22 protein-coding genes are annotated in these 17,703 nt (G+C 50.9%); 18 read left to right on the top strand and 4 right to left on the bottom strand.

All coding sequences use genetic code 11. The features are described 5' to 3' along the window. The first annotated feature begins 7 nt into the window (after positions 1–7). The 7 genes from MTH_RS05920 to MTH_RS05890 are packed head-to-tail and all read left to right on the top strand — an operon-like array spanning position 8 to position 5,414. Entirely contained in the window at positions 8–1,348 is a 1,341-nt protein-coding gene (locus tag MTH_RS05920) for a 4Fe-4S binding protein (RefSeq protein ID WP_048061005.1), read from the top strand. 15 nt (positions 1,349–1,363) lie between these two features. Next, the gene (locus tag MTH_RS05915; protein WP_048061004.1) at positions 1,364–1,873 is read left to right on the top strand and encodes a 4Fe-4S binding protein; all 510 of its coding nucleotides are present in this window, start codon (positions 1,364–1,366) and stop codon (positions 1,871–1,873) included. Between the two features lie 6 nt (positions 1,874–1,879). Then, the gene (locus tag MTH_RS05910) at positions 1,880–2,326 is read left to right on the top strand and encodes an NADH-quinone oxidoreductase subunit B family protein (RefSeq protein WP_010876863.1); all 447 of its coding nucleotides are present in this window, start codon (positions 1,880–1,882) and stop codon (positions 2,324–2,326) included. Positions 2,327–2,345: 19 nt separating this feature from the next. Beyond that, positions 2,346–3,482, top strand: a complete 1,137-nt coding sequence (locus tag MTH_RS05905; protein WP_048061003.1) for a nickel-dependent hydrogenase large subunit — start codon at positions 2,346–2,348, stop codon at positions 3,480–3,482. A 4-nt stretch (positions 3,483–3,486) separates the two neighbouring features. Further along, positions 3,487–4,476 carry a respiratory chain complex I subunit 1 family protein gene (locus MTH_RS05900; RefSeq protein WP_010876861.1) on the top strand — a complete coding sequence of 330 codons (990 nt, stop codon included), beginning with the start codon at positions 3,487–3,489 and terminating at the stop codon, positions 4,474–4,476. A gap of 10 nt (positions 4,477–4,486) precedes the next feature. Next, positions 4,487–4,738, top strand: coding sequence for an energy-converting hydrogenase B subunit P (locus MTH_RS05895; protein ID WP_048061002.1), 252 nt, complete (start codon positions 4,487–4,489; stop codon positions 4,736–4,738). 19 nt (positions 4,739–4,757) lie between these two features. After that, positions 4,758–5,414, top strand: coding sequence for a DUF5612 domain-containing protein (locus MTH_RS05890; RefSeq protein ID WP_010876859.1), 657 nt, complete (start codon positions 4,758–4,760; stop codon positions 5,412–5,414). Between the two features lie 9 nt (positions 5,415–5,423). On the opposite strand, the gene MTH_RS05885 is transcribed toward MTH_RS05890, so the two are convergent. The 4 genes from MTH_RS05885 to MTH_RS05870 form a co-directional block, all read right to left on the bottom strand. Further along, positions 5,424–5,693, bottom strand: a complete 270-nt coding sequence (locus MTH_RS05885) for a hypothetical protein (protein WP_048061001.1) — start codon at positions 5,691–5,693, stop codon at positions 5,424–5,426. Positions 5,694–5,862: 169 nt separating this feature from the next. Then, positions 5,863–6,630 (bottom strand): CRISPR-associated protein Cas4, encoded by a 768-nt coding sequence (locus MTH_RS05880; protein WP_143485777.1) that lies wholly within the window; start codon positions 6,628–6,630, stop codon positions 5,863–5,865. Between the two features lie 67 nt (positions 6,631–6,697). Further along, positions 6,698–7,969: a homoserine dehydrogenase gene (locus MTH_RS05875; RefSeq protein ID WP_010876856.1), complete on the bottom strand. Its 1,272-nt coding sequence runs from the start codon at positions 7,967–7,969 to the stop codon at positions 6,698–6,700. Between the two features lie 25 nt (positions 7,970–7,994). Then, the gene (locus tag MTH_RS05870) at positions 7,995–9,017 is read right to left on the bottom strand and encodes a DNA polymerase subunit beta (protein WP_010876855.1); all 1,023 of its coding nucleotides are present in this window, start codon (positions 9,015–9,017) and stop codon (positions 7,995–7,997) included. A 40-nt stretch (positions 9,018–9,057) separates the two neighbouring features. Here MTH_RS05870 and MTH_RS05865 point away from each other — a divergent pair, with 40 nt between their 5' ends. The 11 genes from MTH_RS05865 (at position 9,058) to pheA (ending at position 17,606) form a co-directional block, all read left to right on the top strand. Then, positions 9,058–9,423 carry a PPC domain-containing DNA-binding protein gene (locus MTH_RS05865; protein WP_010876854.1) on the top strand — a complete coding sequence of 122 codons (366 nt, stop codon included), beginning with the start codon at positions 9,058–9,060 and terminating at the stop codon, positions 9,421–9,423. A 164-nt stretch (positions 9,424–9,587) separates the two neighbouring features. Next, entirely contained in the window at positions 9,588–10,154 is a 567-nt protein-coding gene (locus MTH_RS05860; RefSeq protein WP_048061000.1) for a DUF366 family protein, read from the top strand. Between the two features lie 126 nt (positions 10,155–10,280). Then, positions 10,281–10,757: a 6-pyruvoyl tetrahydropterin synthase/6-carboxytetrahydropterin synthase family protein gene (locus tag MTH_RS05855; RefSeq protein WP_048060999.1), complete on the top strand. Its 477-nt coding sequence runs from the start codon at positions 10,281–10,283 to the stop codon at positions 10,755–10,757. A gap of 5 nt (positions 10,758–10,762) precedes the next feature. Beyond that, positions 10,763–11,497, top strand: coding sequence for a 7-carboxy-7-deazaguanine synthase QueE (locus MTH_RS05850; protein WP_048060998.1), 735 nt, complete (start codon positions 10,763–10,765; stop codon positions 11,495–11,497). 11 nt (positions 11,498–11,508) lie between these two features. Beyond that, entirely contained in the window at positions 11,509–12,072 is a 564-nt protein-coding gene (locus MTH_RS05845) for a CBS domain-containing protein (RefSeq protein WP_010876850.1), read from the top strand. Next, positions 12,065–12,883 (top strand): CBS domain-containing protein, encoded by an 819-nt coding sequence (locus tag MTH_RS05840; RefSeq protein WP_010876849.1) that lies wholly within the window; start codon positions 12,065–12,067, stop codon positions 12,881–12,883. The genes MTH_RS05845 and MTH_RS05840 overlap by 8 nt, the downstream gene beginning before the upstream one ends. Before the next feature lie 120 nt (positions 12,884–13,003). Beyond that, on the top strand, positions 13,004–13,945 hold the full coding sequence (locus MTH_RS05835) for a CBS domain-containing protein (RefSeq protein ID WP_010876848.1): 942 nt from the start codon (positions 13,004–13,006) through the stop codon (positions 13,943–13,945). Between the two features lie 9 nt (positions 13,946–13,954). Then, positions 13,955–14,791: a CBS domain-containing protein gene (locus MTH_RS05830; RefSeq protein ID WP_048060997.1), complete on the top strand. Its 837-nt coding sequence runs from the start codon at positions 13,955–13,957 to the stop codon at positions 14,789–14,791. Between the two features lie 9 nt (positions 14,792–14,800). After that, on the top strand, positions 14,801–15,619 hold the full coding sequence (locus MTH_RS05825; RefSeq protein ID WP_048060996.1) for a CBS domain-containing protein: 819 nt from the start codon (positions 14,801–14,803) through the stop codon (positions 15,617–15,619). Positions 15,620–15,654: 35 nt separating this feature from the next. After that, complete coding sequence (gene mthRnl / locus MTH_RS05820; protein WP_048060995.1) at positions 15,655–16,791, top strand: ATP-dependent RNA/DNA ligase MthRnl; 1,137 nt, start codon at positions 15,655–15,657, stop codon at positions 16,789–16,791. Positions 16,792–16,802: 11 nt separating this feature from the next. Further along, complete coding sequence (pheA, locus tag MTH_RS05815) at positions 16,803–17,606, top strand: prephenate dehydratase (RefSeq protein ID WP_394295915.1); 804 nt, start codon at positions 16,803–16,805, stop codon at positions 17,604–17,606. Positions 17,607–17,703: the final 97 nt, after the last annotated feature.

The raw sequence follows: 17,703 nt of genomic DNA, 5'->3' as shown, positions 1-17,703 counted from the left end.
TATGATCATGTTCATATCAACAGGAAAATGTGAGGGACTCGGGGAATGTGTTAAGGCATGCCCTACAGAAGCCATAAGGATGATCGATGGCAGGGCCTTCAGCTGCATAACCTGCGGCGCCTGCATGGAGGCCTGCCCCAACAAGGCAATACGCAGGAACAGGTACGGTGGATACGTTGTTGACAGGGCCAAGTGCAATGCCTGCGGTGTATGTGAGATGACCTGCCCTGTTAACAGTATAAAGATAGAGGATGGTGTTGTTAAGGGCATATGCGCAAGGTGCGGTCTCTGCGTGGATGCATGTCCCCTCGGTGCAAGGGTGGACGCCTTTGACCTCATAGAGGACAGACAGCTTCGATTCCTCGAATCACTGAACCTTGCAGTGAAGCCACCGGTGAAGAGGACTCCCAGGAGTCATGAGGCCACCAGGGTCAACGTGGTCACCGACACAGATAGATGCACCCTCTGCAGGAGGTGCCAGTACTACTGCCCCACCGGCGCCATTATCGTTGATACCGGGGAGGGCGTATGTACGGAGTGCCGTGTCTGTGAGGATGTCTGTCCGGTCGGTGCAATAGAGGACCTCGAAATCGACCCTGAAAAATGCACCCTCTGCCTCAAATGCATGAGGGAATGCCCCAGCAATGCAATATACATTGACGACTTCAAGGTGAAAATAAGGAGAGCAGAGGACAGGGGTGAGGGCAGCATAGTGTCCTGCCTCAACTGCGGCCTCTGCGCGGAGTCCTGTGAAAGGGGCGCCCTAAGGATGGTTGATGGCAAACTAAGATATGACCCGACACTCTGCAGGGACTGTGATGAGACACCATGCATCGAGGCATGCCCTGTGGGCACACTGCGGATGGTTGATGGGGAGCTCAGGGGTTACTGTGTTTCATGTGGCCGGTGCGTTAATGTCTGTGATGTTAGTGAGGCAAGGAGCTTCCAGACGGTCAGATGGGATGGATCAGTCTCAGAAGACTGCATATCATGTGGTATATGCTCCGAGTTATGTCCTGTGGATGCCATAACCCTCCGCAGAGGGTCCATAGAGGTGGACACCGACAGATGCATACTGTGTGAGAAGTGTGGCATACACTGCCCTGTCGATGCGATACCCAGAACAACCATGAAGAAGAGAAGTATAAAGGGCGGATTCACCCTCATAGACCCGAGACTCTGCATAGGATGCGGCCTCTGTCTGGATGTTTGCCCAGAGGATGCCATATCAAGGGATGAAAGCGGATTGATGATAGTTGATGATGATAAATGCATACACTGTGGTGCATGCTCCAACATATGCCCTGCCAGGGCTGTCATATTTGAGAGGGAATTTGCATCAGATTAATGGATGGTGGATCACGTGAAGAATCTTCTAAGGATAATGCTGGAGGGATCCTACACCAACCTGAAGAGGATATTCCTTGCAGCGGACCGTGTGACAGATATGGAACTGCGAAGGAGGATCCTTGAGGGGAGGGTGGAACCCGAACCCAAGGTCGCCGAGGTCTCATGCATAGGATGCGCAGGGTGCTCCAACGCCTGCCCCACAGGGGCCATTGAGATGAGGGACCTGGATGAACCCGTTGAGATAATTGAGGGTCTCGTGAAGAAACAGTTACCGGTACTGAACAGTGAAAAATGCGTTCACTGTTACTACTGTCACGACTTCTGCCCCCTCTACGCACTCTTCGGTGAACCCGGAACCATACACCCCAACGATGTGGGAGAGGTTGATTTCGACGCAGGGAGGGTGCTAAAGAAACCAGTTAAGATATCAGAAGATAAACTCAGATTCATATCACAGTTCCTGGCTGATAAGAGTGTTATGAAGACCGATACCCTTGCAGAGGCTGCAAGGAGGATCAGGTGATGCAAAATGGGACTTAAATCATTTTCAAGGGCAAGGGCAGTACATGCAATGCTCGTATACACAGGGGGATGCAATGGCTGCGATATAGAGATCGTAAACGCAGTTTTCTCACCGAAATATGATGCTGAACAGTACAAAATATTCCTCACATGGAACCCAAGGGAGGCCGATGTCCTCATAGTAACGGGTCCGGTTACAAAGCAGAACGAGGAACCACTGAAGGCCATATACAATGCAATACCCGAACCAAAGGCAGTTATAGCTGCAGGTGCATGCGCACTCATGGGCGGTGTCTACAAGAACATACACGGGGACATACCCTCTGAGGAGATCTGCGGCCCAGTGGACAAGGTCATACCAGTTGATGCCAAGGTCCCGGGCTGCGCAGTAAGGCCAGAGGACGTACTTGCAGGTGCAGTGGCGGCACTTCCAAAACTGCTGGAGGCGGATTGAACAGATTCAGGTGCTTACAATGGATGGAAAAGAGGAGATAATAGAGACGGAAATAGCAATGGGGCCCGTGCATTCAGCAGCCATAGAACCCTACCGTGTAAGGCTCTTCGTGGAGGATGAGATAGTACGGGACGCCGAGATAACGGTTGGCGTGAACCACAGGGGAATCGAGAGGATAATGGAGGGCCTCCCGGTTGAGAAGGCCAACAGCCTCACCGAGAAGGTCTGCGGTATCTGTTCAGGCGTCCACCTCTGGAACTCTGTCCTGGTTGCTGAGAAGGGCCTCGGGGTTGAGATACCTGAGAGGGCATCCTACATAAGGATAATCATCGGTGAACTCGAAAGGCTCCACAGCCACCTACTTTACCTTGCACATGGAAATGAGGTTCTGGGCCATGAGACCTTCTCCATGAGGCTCTTCTACATAAGGGAGACTGTCATGGAACTTCTAAGGCTCATAGGGGGTAACAGGGTACAGTACGGCGTCCCCATAATAGGGGGAATAAGGCCCCGGGCTGACCTTGATGAGATGAAGGTACAGAGGATAAGGGAGGGCATTGACCTCATCGAGGAAAAGGTGGAGGCCTTCGCCGAGAGGTTCACCTCCGATCCCATGATAATGTCCCGTATAACAGGGGTCTGCCCCATAAGCAGAAAGGATGCTCTGAGGTTACACGTCACAGGACCGACCCTGAGGGCAACCGGCGTGGACCTTGACATCAGACGTGAGATGCCATGCTACGACCCCTTCGAATTTGAGGTTATAACACAGGATGAAGGTGATGTCAGGGCAAACCTCCTCATGCGTGTCCTTGAGATATTTGAATCAGTGAAGATCATAAGACAGGCCCTAAGGGATTTACCAGGGGGTAAGGTTGTTGACAGGAGCTGGGAGATGCAGGACACAGGCATCATCAAGAGCTATGTGGAGGCACCACGCGGAAGACTCTACCACTCCTATGCAATAGAGGATGGGAGGGTCAGGGGTTCGGTGATAAGGACACCCTCCATGTCAAACATAGGGGCAATGCAGTATGCATGCATAGGCCACCACATCACTGACGCCCAGCTGGGCATAGTGCAGTGCGACCCCTGCTTCACATGCACAGACAGGGCCATAGAAATTGTAGATCTGTCTGATAATCCTCGCAGGTGATTTAATGGATCCATCATACTCAGCTGTAACGGTTTTGGGAACGGTAATACTGGGATTGCTTGTGAGCCTCTGGCTCCCGGGTATTGAAAGAAAATTCGTGCATGCAAGGATACAGCAGAGGATAGGACCACCTGTCTCAAGCCCGGGGCTCATGGCAGCCCTCAAGTTCTTCTATAAAAAGACAGTCAGGCCATCCTCACCCCTGCCAAGGCTCTACAATTCACTCCCGATAGTAGGCTTCATATCAGCCCTCCTCATACTGCTCTTCCTAATACCACCAATGTACACTCTGGGGGCCCTGGCAAGCCTTGTTGCCATCGTCGGGTTCCTGAAGATAGAGGAGGTCATATATGTATTCATGGGTTCCCTCTCAAGGTCTGTCATGTCCATGGGGATGCCCTTCCCTGACCTTGCAAGGGGGGCGAAGCACCCGGATCTTCAGAGGTATTTCCTTGAAGATCTGAGCTCCATGAGGGCATTCCGTTTGATAGCCTTTGGTTCCTTCCCAATTTACATTGCACTCTTTGTGCCGGCTGTGATGTCAGGGAGCATCTTCCTGAAGGACATAGTGGCATATCAGGCGGTCCATGGACCTGTCCTCTTTACCCTTGCCGGTGTTGTGGGGGCCGTTGTCTTCTTCATAGGATACATGATACTCCTCAACGAGTACCCCTTCGCAATACTCAAGACAAAGGCTGACGTGATAGAGGGACCATACATGGAGTACGCCGCACGCTACCGGGCCTTTGTCTACATAACCAGGGGTTTCCTAATGTTCACCCTGGGGTGTCTCTTCTCAGTCCTCTTCCTGGGAGTGCCACCGAACATACTCAGCTGGGGAATACTTGTTAACATTGCAGTTGCGGCGGTTTTCCCTATCCTGATGGCCATATTCAGCGCCTTTGCACCGGTATTCACATTCAAGCAGTTCTACCCTGTAACAGCAGCGGCTTCGGTGCTCGGGGTCCTGGCACTGGTCACAGCATTTGTCTGAAGGTGATAGTATGAAGATGGTGATAAGACCAAGGCACATGATAAGCCTCGGAGGGTACATAGTTGAACTCGAGTTCCCCTACCGCAACCTCATAGTCGTAAACCCCACCGATGAGCACATAAAGATAGAGGTCCCTGTATTTGATGAGGAATGGATAGAGGAGCACCGGAAACTCGGACTTAAAATAGTGCCTGTGGGGGATGATGATAACTACCTGAGCCTGTGGAGGAGGGAGAAGGCCCTCCTTGAGGCTTCAGATTAATTTTTTTCAGTGATTTTTCATGACTTCAGTGGCTCTGAGTATAAAGACCGTGGAGAGGCCAGGTGTTCTAAGTGAGATAACAGGCATGATAGCCTCAAGGAATATAAACATCACCTACGCCCACCTCTACGTTGAAAGGGATGGTCATGGCGCAATATATATGGAACTCGAGGATATAGATGACAGGGAGTCCCTCATCAATGAGCTGAAGTCCTCCAGCACGGTACTGGATGTGAAGATACACAGGTCACTGGAGGAGATCTATGGTAAGAGGATAATCATAATCGGTGGGGGAGCCCAGGTCTCCCAGGTTGCAATGGGGGCCATCAGTGAGGCCGACAGGCACAACATCAGGGGAGAACGTATAAGCATCGACACCATCCCCCTGGTCGGGGAGGAGGAACTTGCGGAGGCAGTGAGGGCCGTGGGGAGACTCCCGAGGGTGGCGGCCCTGGTACTTGCAGGGTCCCTCATGGGTGGTGAAATCACAAGGGCAGTTGAGATGGTTAAAAGGGAACATGATATCACGGTTATAAGCCTCAACATGCCCGGAAGCGTCACCGATGTGGCTGACCTCGTTGTAACAGACCCCATACAGGCAGGGGTTATGAGTGTCATGGCGGTGGCTGATACCGCTGTTTTCAGTATAGAAAAGGTAAGGGGTAAAAAATTTTAGAAAAAATGTTCAGCTCATCTCAATTGCCCTTATGAGCTTGCTTGCAGCGTTTTTGAGTTCGGCATCCTTTATGTCGCCGCTTTCCCTTATTTTGAGGGCAAGCTCCAGGACCTTTGAGACGTCTGATGGTTTCAGGTTCTCTGCCATCTCAAGGTAGGTCTGGTCCTCCTCAGGTATCTCATCCTTTTTCTTCTCAGCAAGTTCCAGGAGAACACGGCAGCTGCTCATTATATCCGGACTGTCCAGATTTTCACACTTTTTAAGAAGTTCCTCCTTCATAGCATCACCATAAGTATTATGTTGAAACAATTATTTAAACTCTGGGAAATTATCTCAAAAAAATCACCGGATCTGGTTCAGAGTATGATAATCTTTGCAGGCCCCACATCCTCTGATGAAAATCATGTATTCTGATCCCGGGTGACCTTCATCCTCCAGGTAACCTGGGTCAGCACGGACCCTCCCTGGAGCAGACCTCTGCAAGGCTGCAACCGGCACACCTTGAGGGGTTCAGATCCACGGAGGGAACCTCACCATCCTCGGTTATCCTCCTTATCTCATCAAGCACATCGAAGAGGTACTCCCTCCTGCGGTAATCTATCACCACCGGCCGCCGCTCTGCAGGCAGGATATAGTCTATGAAGGATACCATGACCTCTGTTTCAAATTCCCTCTCAACCAGAATTGCCTGGGCCGTTATTTCAAGGCTGTCAGAGGGCCATACCCCACTTGCAGGTGGCAGGGATGTCCTGAACTTGAGGGGGTGATATGAACCACCACTTATCTCCATGCTGACACGGCCATGCAGTTCGATGGACGGATCATATATGGGGTAGTCCCTGATGAGGGGTGGGAAGAGGAGGGAGGCCACCCTGTCGCACTGGCCCCCCAGGATGTTCATGGCCCTCCCTATACGCAGTGCCATGGTCCTCACCTCAAATACCATGGGTTCAGCTATCAGATCCCTTTCACCCTCATTAAGGTCCCCCAGAATTCTCTCAAGGTCCTCCATCAGCATTGATTCCAGTTCATCCACCCCAACATCATCTTCCAGTTTCCGGGTGATGCTCTCTGCCGCTGCCCTGAAGTCAAGGTAGGCCTTCCTGAGGTGTACTGCCTCGGGTCTCATGGGTTCCCTCACCCCGAGAACCTCCCGGAGGTACAGTTTGAGGGGGCAGAACATGAATTCGGATATCATGGACACAGCAACCGACATCTGATCACCACACTTTATAATATTAATTAATATTAAATTATTACTAACATTTAAAAAATTTATTGGTTCAGAGTATCCGGAGGCGCAGGGGTTCACCCCTCACCCACCTGATCTCTGATATCTCAGAGAGGGCCCCCTGGATGGCCCCCTCACTTGCCTCATGGGTTACGATGTAGATCGGCACAGTTTCACCCTCATGGGCGCCCTTCTGGGTCACTGATTCTATACTTATACCGTGCCTGCTGAAGGCTCCGGCTATTTCATGGAGCACCCCTGCCCTGTCTACGGCATCAAGCCTTATGTAGTACCTTGAGGATGTCCTGGAGAAGTCCCGCACTGACTCAACAACCCTGATGCCCGGACCTGTGGGCATTGATCCCTCAGGGTTAACTGCAATATCCATGCAGTCTGCGACAACTGCACTTGCAGTGGCCCTCCTGCCTGCACCCTTCCCATAGAACATGACTGGCCCTGTGAAGTCCCCTGTGATGTATATCCCGTTGAAGACACCGTTCACAGAGGAGAGGAGGTGATGGTGTGGTACAAGGGTTGGTGTAACACCCAGCTCCAGTTCACCATCATTGAGCCTGGCTGTTGCAAGGAGCTTCACACTGCATCCAAGCTCTGCAGTGGCATATTCAATGTCATCCCTCCTTATACTGCTTATACCCTCAACATGGAGTTCATCCTCCGGTACATGGACACCAAAACCAAGCAGTGTGAGTATTATTAGCTTCTGTGCGGTGTCATGGCCCTCTATGTCGAAGGTGGGATCCCTTTCAGCATATCCGAGCCTCTGGGCCTCCCGCAGAACATCATCAAATTCCATGCCCTCTGAGGCCATCCTGGTCAGTATGTAATTGGCGGTACCGTTTATTATTCCATATATGGATTCTATTCTGTTGGCTGCGAGGGACTCGTTGAGGGCCCTGAGGACGGGTATACCACCACCAACACTGGCCTCAAATGCAACCCTCACGCCATGCTCCCTGGCAGCATCCATTATCTCATCCCAGTGCCTTGCAAGGAGTGCCTTGTTGGCTGTTACAACATGTTTACCATTTTCTATGGCCTTCAGGATGAAGCTACGCGCCGGTTCATAGCCACCTATGAGTTCTATGACGATGTCTATTTCAGGATCCTCGAGAATGTCATCTGCGTCGGTTGACAGGATCCCCGGATCTATTTCAACGCCACGGTCGGTTTCAATGTCAAGGTCAACCACCCTCCTGAGCCTGAGCTCCATCCCTGTCTTTTTCATTATGATATCAGGGTTGGTGTTGAATATTTCCACCACACCTGCCCCTATTGTTCCAAATCCTATGAGTCCAATGTTCACACAAAAACCTCCACATATTTTCTGTTTACTCCAGTCTGAGATCCTTCAGCTTTATGAATTCATTCATGGCTTCCCTGGTTGTTCCAACAACCACCCTGTAACCCTCTGATTTTCCGGTGAACCTCTCAAGTTTACCCCTTGCAACTATGCGCTCCCCCTCCCTGGCCTGACCAGCATAGGTGTGGGTGAAGGATACGACCTCCCCTATCTCAACAGCAGGGCCCTCAATCACATTGACATCATCCACAAGGTACCTTGAGGGGTTGTCAAAGGCCTCAAGGGCATCAGTGACTGTGCACTCAATGGTTATGGTCCCATGGGGCTCATAGGTTGTATCACCCCAGTGACCATCTATTTCACTCCAGTCCCTGGCTGCAAGGATATCGAAGAGGGTTCCATCTACCCTTCCACGGTTGTTCTTGCGCATCTCATACCAGCAGAACTCCCTGAAGGATAGGGTGTCGTCAACGATCCGCTTGCTGTAGACCCTCCTGAGGAGCTCTTCATCGAGGCCCATGAGTGGCCAGGAGGGGTCATCCTTAAGTTCACCGAAGGCCTCCATGGCCCTCCGGTGGTTTTTCAGTCCATAGACAACAAAGTCAATGTCGGAGTTCTCGGGGTCATACAGCCCGGGCAGTATGGATCCAGAGACTCCCATGGACCTGTAGGGGATCCCGGCTGCATCGTGGAGCGTATCTGCTATTTTAACAGCCTTTTTGAGGAGGGGATCTGATGGGGACTCCATTATCTCCTCCAGACGATTTTCAGGCCTCAGTATCTCCTCGACCCTATCGTGGGGCACGCCCATCATGAGAACCCCGAGCTCATCATAGTGGTGAAGGTACTCAGGGTGCGCATCCTCAAGGAAACGGTATGCCACGTCCGAGCTGACCTTTGAGTATCTTGCAGAGTCCAGTGATCTTTCACCATGTCTATCCGGTATGTAACGTAAAAATGATATGATTCTCCCATCAGGATGAAGGTATGAGGTCACAGCAAAGAAAAGGTCATCAGTGGTGTGTATGAAGTCACGGATTCTGGCTCTCATAGATAAATTAAATGCCTGATGTGACTATAAATCTTTTCATATGATTCTCATAAGACTTGAACCGGGCATGGACCTCATGGAGGAGATGAGGGCAGCCTTTTCGGAAGGCGTGGTGGTGACGGGCATAGGAAGCCTCCACCGCGTCAGGATAAGGACGGCCGATGAATCAGAACTCACGGTTGAGGGGCCCCTTGAGATCCTCTCACTCCAGGGGACCATCTCCCCCGATGGAGTGCACATCCACATTGCGGTTGCAGATTCAGAGGGCAGGGTTACCGGGGGCCACCTCAGGGGGGACTCCCCGGTGAGGACAACTGCAGAGATAGCCGTGATCCCATACCAGGGGGTGCTGCGGAGGGTTATGGACAGGAGGACAGGCTACCGGGAACTCCTGGTCCTTGAGTGAGCACCCAGGAGTTTCACTCCGGATCTCCAGCCGGGGCCTCCGTGCATGAATTCATCCACTGGATTCATTGATACTGTCATCTATGGAGGAGGATGGCAGTCCCGGCATCCTACTTATTAAATAGATTAAATAGGGGCAGCTCCAGATATAATGCTGGTGATGTAATGTTATATGAGCACCTTGAAGATCCCCTCCTCTATGATGGGAGTCAGATAGAACCTGCATGGGCCCTCAGTGAACTGGGAATAAAGGGCTCAAGCATAATAACATGGATAGGCCCCATGGACGTTAAGAATATAGTGGACTATGAGGACGTTGAACTGGAGATAAGATCTGAAGAGGTCCTCCATTTCATCGTTGAGCACTTTGATGAACAGCCATCCAGCCTGAGGCTCGCATACCACAGGCAGAGGATTCTGGTAATGCTGCTCATGGAGGAACTCATGAGAACTGGTGTGCGGACAAGGCGCGAGGGTGATGACCTCTACATAGGTTCATCTAAGCTCACAGTTTCAATAGCAACGGCCTCTGTCTCAAGCATGAAGATACATCTGGGCGTCAACATCCATGAGAGGGGAACACCAGAGGATGTCGACACCATAGGGCTTCTGGATGAAAAGCCTGAGCTGTCAGCTGATGACATTAAGGTAATAGCTGAGAACGTTGCAATGGCGTATATACATGAGATAGATTCCATCGAGGAGGATATAGCCAAGACCCGGATCTTTTAAGGTGTCGGGGGGATGCTGCTGGTGTCTGGATACTGGTGTGTCTGAGGATATGGCCAGGACCCGGATCTTTTAAGGTGTTTCAGGATAGGCTACCCGGGTCCCCATTCAACAGTTGAAGTGGTAATGATGAAGATAGTTATAAATGGAATACACGCAAACCTGAGGTTTTCAGCCGCCCACATGATACCCGAACATGAGTCATGCGGCTGCATACACGGTCACTCCTACATAGTTGATGTTAAGGTTGAGGGTAAGAGGAGCGGTAAGCATGGTTTTGTAGCTGACTTCAAGGATGTTAAGGATATAGTCAGACGAATATGCAGCGAATTTGACCATAAACTCCTGATACCCCTCAGGAACCCCCTCATAAACTTCACATCTACCACCAGAACAGTTAAATTTGAAATAGCGGGTAAGAAGTACAGCATACCCGAGGAGGACTGCTGCCTCATGGACCTTGAATCCAGCTCTGCAGAGGAGCTTTCAAGGTACTTTGCCGCAACCCTCTTCAAGGAACTGAGCAGTAAGTATGATATATCCTCCGTCGAGGTCTGTGTGAATGAGGGTATAGGGCAGGGGGCCATATACACGATATCCCGGTGATCTTGATGAGGGCACCCATCGTGGAGGTCTTCAGCAGCATCCAGGGCGAGGGCCTCCTTGTGGGAAGGAGGCAGATCTTTGTGAGGTTCGCCGGCTGCAACCTCAACTGCAGCTACTGTGACACACCAGAGAGCAGGGACCCCTCAGCCGGGAGGCTCTTCACAGCCCCTGAACTTACAGAGATTATTGAAGGGTTGATAACGCCTGATTTTCATTCAATCAGTATCACAGGAGGTGAACCTCTCCTCTACCCTGATTTTATCACAGAACTCCTTGAGGAGAGCCCTCACAGGACCCTTCTCGAGACCAACGGGTCCCTGCCCAGCAATGCAGAGAGGATAGCTCACCTCTTTGACTACGCCTCAGTTGATATAAAAATAGCTGAACATTTTTCAGATAATTTAAGATCAGGTACTACAGAATCCGATATATCCAGCCCCGGTGACCTCATTGATCGGGAGATTCAAGTCATAAACATATTAATATCAAGAGGTGTAAATACATATTGTAAGGTGGTTGTGATGCCCACAACGGGGGCTGGCTACATCGGGGCTCTCGCAGAGAGGCTCCTTGAATGCGTTGATGAGCCGGAAAGACTTCCATTGGTTATACAGCCATGCAGTCCCCCTGAGCAGTGGGCTCAAAACACTCCTCGCCTGCTGGAAATGTCTCAGGAAGCCGGAAAGTATATGGATGTTTACGTGATACCACAGATGCATAGGGCCCTTGGCCTTAGGTAGGAGGTTTTCAGATGGAAATGGAAACAAAGGTTACAGTCCATGATGCCATGACATCGAATGTTATAACAGCAGACCCTGGCATCAGCGTTGCAGAAGCAGCATCAATAATGACCGAAAAGAAGGTTGGAAGCATCATCGTCAAGAGCAACTCCGAACCAGAGGGACTCATCACCGAGAGCGACATCATAAGGAAGGTTGTTTCCAGAGACCTGCGGGCCAGTGAGGTTACAGTGGGGGAGGTAATGACCCGCAACCTTATAAGCATAGAACCTGACAGGGAGCTCAGCGAAGCAGCGAGGCTGATGGCCAAGAACAGCATAAGGAGGCTTCCGGTGGTCAGGGACGGCGCGCTCGTCGGGATCCTGACATCCTCCGACGTCATGATGGTGGCCCCGGAACTCACAGAGATCCTTGTTGAGAATGCAAGGATTGAGGAGAACAGGGTACAGCTACCTGAAAATGAGAGGTCAGTTCCAGGTGTCTGTGAGATTTGCGGCAACTTTGAGGAGTACCTTGAGGAGTACGACGGTAAATACATATGTGAGGAGTGTAAAGAGGACTTAGAGGGTGAATGATTTGTTTGTAAGAGACGTAATGACATTAAATCCTGTCTCAGTCTCACTTGAAACCGCCGCCACAAGAGTAAGATCTATTTTAAGGGATGAGGATTTCAGGTGCGTCCCTGTAGTCGCCGGGGAAAAACTGAGAGGTATTATAACCCGGGGTGATGTGCTTAACATCACAGCGACAAAGTCCAACCTTGAGGCAAGGGGAATAATGGAAAGGCCCAAGCTTATCCTGACCCCTGAAATGGAGGCAATGAAGGCTGCAGCCGACCTGGTGAGGGCGGGTGAAATACAGGCCCCGGTGGTTGAGTCAACAGAGAGCATGAAACTTGTCGGGATAGTCAGTACCATAGACTTCATTTCAGGGTTCCTTGAAAAGGGATATGAACCAGTTAAGAGTCCTGTGATGGAGATAATGACACCTGAACCTGTCACCTGCCAGCACAGCGACCCTGTATCAGCTGTATGGGATAAGATGGATGAATCAGGATTTTCAGGGCTTCCGGTGATGAAGAACGGCAAACTGATAGGTATCATAACAAGGAAGGACCTCATAAGGTACGGCCATGCCAGGATTCACAGGGAGTCCGGGGATGTGAGATCAGTGGCGGTTGAGAAGATAATGAAGACACCACCCATAGCCATAACACCAGATACGCCTTCTGAAAAAGCTGCTTTTCTGATGCTGGAGAGGGACATCGGCAGGATCCCCGTGGTTGAGAAGCCGGTGTTCATAAAGAGTGACCCCAGCATGGTGAAGGAAGCCGATCTTCTGGGCATAGTCTCCAGGGAGGACGTCCTCAAAGCCTACATCAAGTGAAATGGTGGCCCATGATAAGAGAAGGACCCATCATCCAGAACCCAGTTTTTATTAATAAAATTATTTTAAGTAATAACGATACTTACTTCATGTAAGTATATCTCCCAGAGAGGTGTGTAAATGAGAAAAAAAGACACCATAAACCTGGTAAAGTCTAGGGACCGTGGTCCCGTCGAATTCGAGAGCAGAAACTTCGACCATGAAGGCGATGTGATGGCCATCGCCAGGAAGGAAGTTATTTCCATACCACAGACAGCCACCATCAAAGAAGCAGCGGAGATAATGGTTAAGAACAAATTCAGGAGGCTTCCAATAACAAACCCCGGGACAGGTAAGCTCCAGGGGATAGTCACGGCCATGGATATCCTGGACTTTTTAGGAGGGGGAGATAAATCCAAGATCATCGATAAAAAATATGATGATAACTTCCTTGCAGCTGTCAACGAACCCGTTAAAAGTATCATGACCCGGGACGTCATCAGCATAACCACCAGGGACTCAATTGCAGATGCAGTGAGCATGATGCTTGAGAACAGCGTCGGCGCACTACCGGTAGTTGATGATGACGAGAAGATAGCCGGCATAGTATCTGAGAGGGACTTCGTGCTTCTCATGGCAGGAGTATTCAATGATGAGGTGACAGAGGAGCACATGACAGCAGATGTGATAAGCACAACACCAGGAACACCCATAGAGGGCGCCTCAAAGATAATGGTGAGGAACAGGCTAAGGAGGATACCTGTTCTTGGCGAGGAGAGAAAAACTCCACACCCTGAGGAGGAAAAACTTGTCGGGATAGTGACATCCACTGACATACTCGAGTTCCTTGGAAGGAACCAGGCCTTCAGTGCAATGAAAACCAACAGTGCCGAGGAGGTCCTCTCAACACCTGTAAACGAGATCATGGAGACACAGGTCTGCATGGTAACATCCACAACACCCCTAGGAAGGGTATGTGAGCTCATGGAGGAACATGGAATAGGAGGACTTCCCGTGGTGGACTACGGGGAACTGACAGGAATAATAACTGAAAGCGACTTACTGAGGGCAATAGCAGGGTAGGTGGTTACAGTGGATATAGGGAGCATAATGACAGATGAAGTCATCGTCATGGATGAGACACAGCAGGTTGCCTATGCAAGGAACCTCATGCTGAGACACGGGATAAGCAGGGTCGTGGTTGTTGATGCAGATGGTAAACCGGTCGGCATAGTGACTGAGACCGATATAACCAGAAAACTCCGGGTTAACGGCCCCGACTGGAGGAGGAGACCAATAGATAAGATCTCCATAAGGAGGGTGATGACAGAGAACCCCGTAACCGTGAATGTTAATGACACCCCCAGGGATGCAGCGGAGCTCATGCTCAGGAAGAATGTGGGGTCCCTCCTTGTAATGGATGGAGAGGAACTTGCAGGCATAGTAACCAAGAAGGACCTTCTCAGGTTCTTCAAGGACAGATGCGCCGGCAGATGGAAGGTGAGGGACCTCATGACAGAGGACGTTAAAACGGTGACACCCAACCACACACTGTCCCATGTGATAGGCGTCATGGAGGAGAACAACATCTCAAGGGTGGTCGTAACAGATAACGGCGCAGTTGAGGGGATAATAACCTCAGAGAACCTCTCATTCGCAACCTTCGAGGACCCTGAGAGGGGCATACCCGTCGAGAGGGTCTACTTCATAAGCAGAACCTCAGAGGAGAAGAAAAGGGTCCGTACCATCGCGATGCTAACAGCAGGGGACATAATGACTGAGGACGTGATAAAGGTGGAACCATCTGTGGATGCATCCAGCGCAGCAGCCATGATGCTTGAAAACGGTATAAGCGGCCTTCCAGTGGTTGAGGACGATGAACTGGTGGGGATAATAACAAAAACAGATATAATAAGCGGAATCCAGTAGGTGGAGAGTATGATAATCAAAAACATCATGTCAGAGGATCCTGTCTGCATCGATAAGGATCAGAACATATGTGACGCCCTGAGACTCATGGATAAAAGGAACGTCTCAAGGCTCCTCGTTATAAACACCAACAGCGACCATGAGAGGGAACTTGTTGGTATAGTTACCGAGAAGGACATAGCACTCAAACTCGGATCCTCAAGGTACGGCAACATGGCACCCTCCCACTTCCATGTCTCAACGGTCATGACACCGGAACTCATAACCGCAGAGCCAGACATGGACGCCGGAAACGCAGCAAGCGTAATGCTCGAAAACAACATCGGAAGCCTTCCGGTTCTCCATGACGGTGAAATCATGGGTATAGTCACAAAATCAGACCTCCTTGACATCTGCAGGGGAAGGGCCTATGAGAAGTACACTGCAGCCGATGTCATGAGCACAGAGATGATAACGGTGTCCCCGGCAGAGAGGGTCGTCCATGCAAGGAGGATAATGATCGACGCAGGCATAGGCCGCCTGCTGGTCATGGAGGAGGACGAACTTGCAGGAATACTCACAGCCAGGGACATGACAAGGGCCGTCATAAACTTCAGAAAGCTCGTCCCGGACAGGCACAAACCCTCAAGGATAAGAAACCTCCTCGTGGAGGATATAATGAAACAGAACGTGAGGACCATTGAGGAGGAGACTCCGGTAACTGAAGTGGCATCACTCATGCTGGAGACAGGCTACGGGGGATTCCCTGTAATCAAACAGGAAGTTGAGGGTATAGTAACGAAGACAGACATCCTTGACCTCATAGTTGAGATAGAGGGTGTCTTCTAAACCTCCTTTTTTTTAAGACGTCTCAAGTGAATTCAATGAACAGTGACATCCCCTTCGATCTGATCCAGGAAAGGACAGGAGTACCATCCTCCAGGTTAAAGGTTGCATTTGCCCGGGGGAGCCTGAGGCTACTTGAATCTGCGGGTATGCAGGCCCTCCTCTTCAAGAAGCCCCTGGGGGACCTGGAGGCAGGGACGGTGATCTACCTTGGAGATGAAACTGAGGTCATAAGGGGATTTCCAAAGATAAGGAGGACACTGCTACTCTCACCCACCATCCAGGAACACTTCAGGGACAGGGTTGCTGTAGAGGAAAAGATGAACGGCTACAATGTCCGTATAGCATGCCTATCATCGGGAGAAACCGTTGCACTCACAAGGGGGGGCCATGTCTGCCCATTCACCACCCGAAAGGCCCAGGAGCTCCTTGACCTTTCTGAATTCTTCAGGGAACACCCGGACCTTGTTATATGTGGAGAGATGATTGGAAGGGACAACCCCTATGTTTCACAGGACTACCCTGAGGTCGGACCCCTCGGATTCAGGGTATTCGATCTGAGGGAGAAGAACACGAACAGACCCCTCCCTGTTGAAGAGAGGAGGGCGCTCCTGGATTCCTATGGACTTCCTAATGTGCGCCTCTTTGGGGTCTACCCCATTGAGGAGGCCGCCAGTGAGGTCGCGGATATAATAAGGGCCCTGGGAATGGCTGGAAGGGAGGGTGTGGTTATGAAGGACCCCAGCATGGAGGTGCCTCCCCTCAAGTACACCTCATCACAGGCCCATGCACGTGAACTCGCATACGCCTTCAGCTACCCCTTCGACTTCGGAAGACCCTTCTTCTTCAGCAGAGTCATAAGGGAGGGCTTCCAGGCCTATGAACTCGATGAATCGGATGATGAAACCCGTGAAAGGGCACGCCGCCTCGGGGAGGCAATAATATACCCCATGCTTGAGAGGATAAAGAGCATATCAGCTGGTGAGGCAGCCTATGAGGACACGGTCATCGACGTTGAGGACCGGGAGGCGGCAGAGGAATTCATACGTCACCTTGTCCGTCTGGGGGTCTCAGCCACCCTTGCAGATTACCGTGACGGCAGGGCAACCATAAGGCGATTCTATCAGTCAACAACAGACAGGATAAACAACTACCTTAAGGGGGGTCTCTACTGAGATCTCTTCCCATAGCCTATCTGGGCCCTGAGGGGACATTCACAGAGGAGGCAGCCCGGAGGGTCGGTGAGGAACTCATCCCCTTCGACTCAATACTCGAGGTGCTGGGCGCAGTGGCAACCGGAGTGGCCTCAAGGGGTGTTGTACCTATCGAAAACTCAATAGAGGGCCCGGTGGGGGTCACCCTTGACCTCCTTGCCTGGGAATATGATCTCTGCATAGAGGGGGAGATAATACTCCGTGTAAGGCACAACCTCCTCGTTAACAGGGGTGTCTCCCTGAATGAGATCCGGGAGGTCTACTCCCATCCCCAGTCCCTTGCACAGTGCAGAGGATTTCTGGAGAAACTTGGGGTCTCAACACACTCAACACCAAGCACGGCTGCAGCTGCAAGGACCATAATGGGGAGGAGGGAGTGCGCGGCCATAGGAACGAGAAGGGCTGCGGATATATATGGCCTCGAGGTGATTGCAGAGAACATCCAGGACTTTGACCCCAACTTCACAAGGTTCATAGTCCTTTCAGAGGGTGACCATGAACCAACAGGAAGGGATAAGACCTCCATAGTCTTCTCACTATCAGAGGATAAACCAGGGGGACTCCATGAGATCCTGGGCTTCTTCGCAGATGCGGGAGTCAACCTCACCAAGATAGAGTCCCGCCCATCAAAGAGGGGTCTTGGCAAGTACATATTCTTTGTGGATTTCCAGGGGCACCGGAAGGACCCGCATGTAATGGACATACTCAGGAGTATATCTGATAGGACCCCATTCTTCAAGATTCTGGGTTCATACCCTGAAATGACTGATTATTGATTAATTCTGATCCTCAAAGGAGATTAAAACGTGAGTAAGAGCAATGGGCGGGTCATTTTAAGGGTGTGGCGCGGCACTCTGTAAATTTATATACTGG

Origin of the sequence: Methanothermobacter thermautotrophicus str. Delta H (genome assembly GCF_000008645.1) — an archaeon.
GTDB lineage: Archaea > Methanobacteriota > Methanobacteria > Methanobacteriales > Methanothermobacteraceae > Methanothermobacter > Methanothermobacter thermautotrophicus.
This window is presented reverse-complemented; position numbering and strand designations above follow the sequence as displayed.

Coding starts and splice junctions, on each gene's coding strand:
- MTH_RS05920 (WP_048061005.1), top strand. CDS start 8: ATGTTCATATCAACAGGAAAATGTGAGGGACTCGGGGAATGTGTTAAG.
- MTH_RS05910 (WP_010876863.1), top strand. CDS start 1,880: ATGGGACTTAAATCATTTTCAAGGGCAAGGGCAGTACATGCAATGCTC.
- MTH_RS05905 (WP_048061003.1), top strand. CDS start 2,346: ATGGATGGAAAAGAGGAGATAATAGAGACGGAAATAGCAATGGGGCCC.
- MTH_RS05900 (WP_010876861.1), top strand. CDS start 3,487: ATGGATCCATCATACTCAGCTGTAACGGTTTTGGGAACGGTAATACTG.
- MTH_RS05895 (WP_048061002.1), top strand. CDS start 4,487: ATGAAGATGGTGATAAGACCAAGGCACATGATAAGCCTCGGAGGGTAC.
- MTH_RS05890 (WP_010876859.1), top strand. CDS start 4,758: ATGACTTCAGTGGCTCTGAGTATAAAGACCGTGGAGAGGCCAGGTGTT.
- MTH_RS05885 (WP_048061001.1), bottom strand. CDS start 5,693: ATGAAGGAGGAACTTCTTAAAAAGTGTGAAAATCTGGACAGTCCGGAT.
- MTH_RS05880 (WP_143485777.1), bottom strand. CDS start 6,630: ATGTCGGTTGCTGTGTCCATGATATCCGAATTCATGTTCTGCCCCCTC.
- MTH_RS05870 (WP_010876855.1), bottom strand. CDS start 9,017: ATGAGAGCCAGAATCCGTGACTTCATACACACCACTGATGACCTTTTC.
- MTH_RS05865 (WP_010876854.1), top strand. CDS start 9,058: ATGATTCTCATAAGACTTGAACCGGGCATGGACCTCATGGAGGAGATG.
- MTH_RS05860 (WP_048061000.1), top strand. CDS start 9,588: ATGTTATATGAGCACCTTGAAGATCCCCTCCTCTATGATGGGAGTCAG.
- MTH_RS05855 (WP_048060999.1), top strand. CDS start 10,281: ATGAAGATAGTTATAAATGGAATACACGCAAACCTGAGGTTTTCAGCC.
- MTH_RS05850 (WP_048060998.1), top strand. CDS start 10,763: ATGAGGGCACCCATCGTGGAGGTCTTCAGCAGCATCCAGGGCGAGGGC.
- MTH_RS05845 (WP_010876850.1), top strand. CDS start 11,509: ATGGAAATGGAAACAAAGGTTACAGTCCATGATGCCATGACATCGAAT.
- MTH_RS05835 (WP_010876848.1), top strand. CDS start 13,004: ATGAGAAAAAAAGACACCATAAACCTGGTAAAGTCTAGGGACCGTGGT.
- MTH_RS05825 (WP_048060996.1), top strand. CDS start 14,801: ATGATAATCAAAAACATCATGTCAGAGGATCCTGTCTGCATCGATAAG.
- mthRnl (WP_048060995.1), top strand. CDS start 15,655: ATGAACAGTGACATCCCCTTCGATCTGATCCAGGAAAGGACAGGAGTA.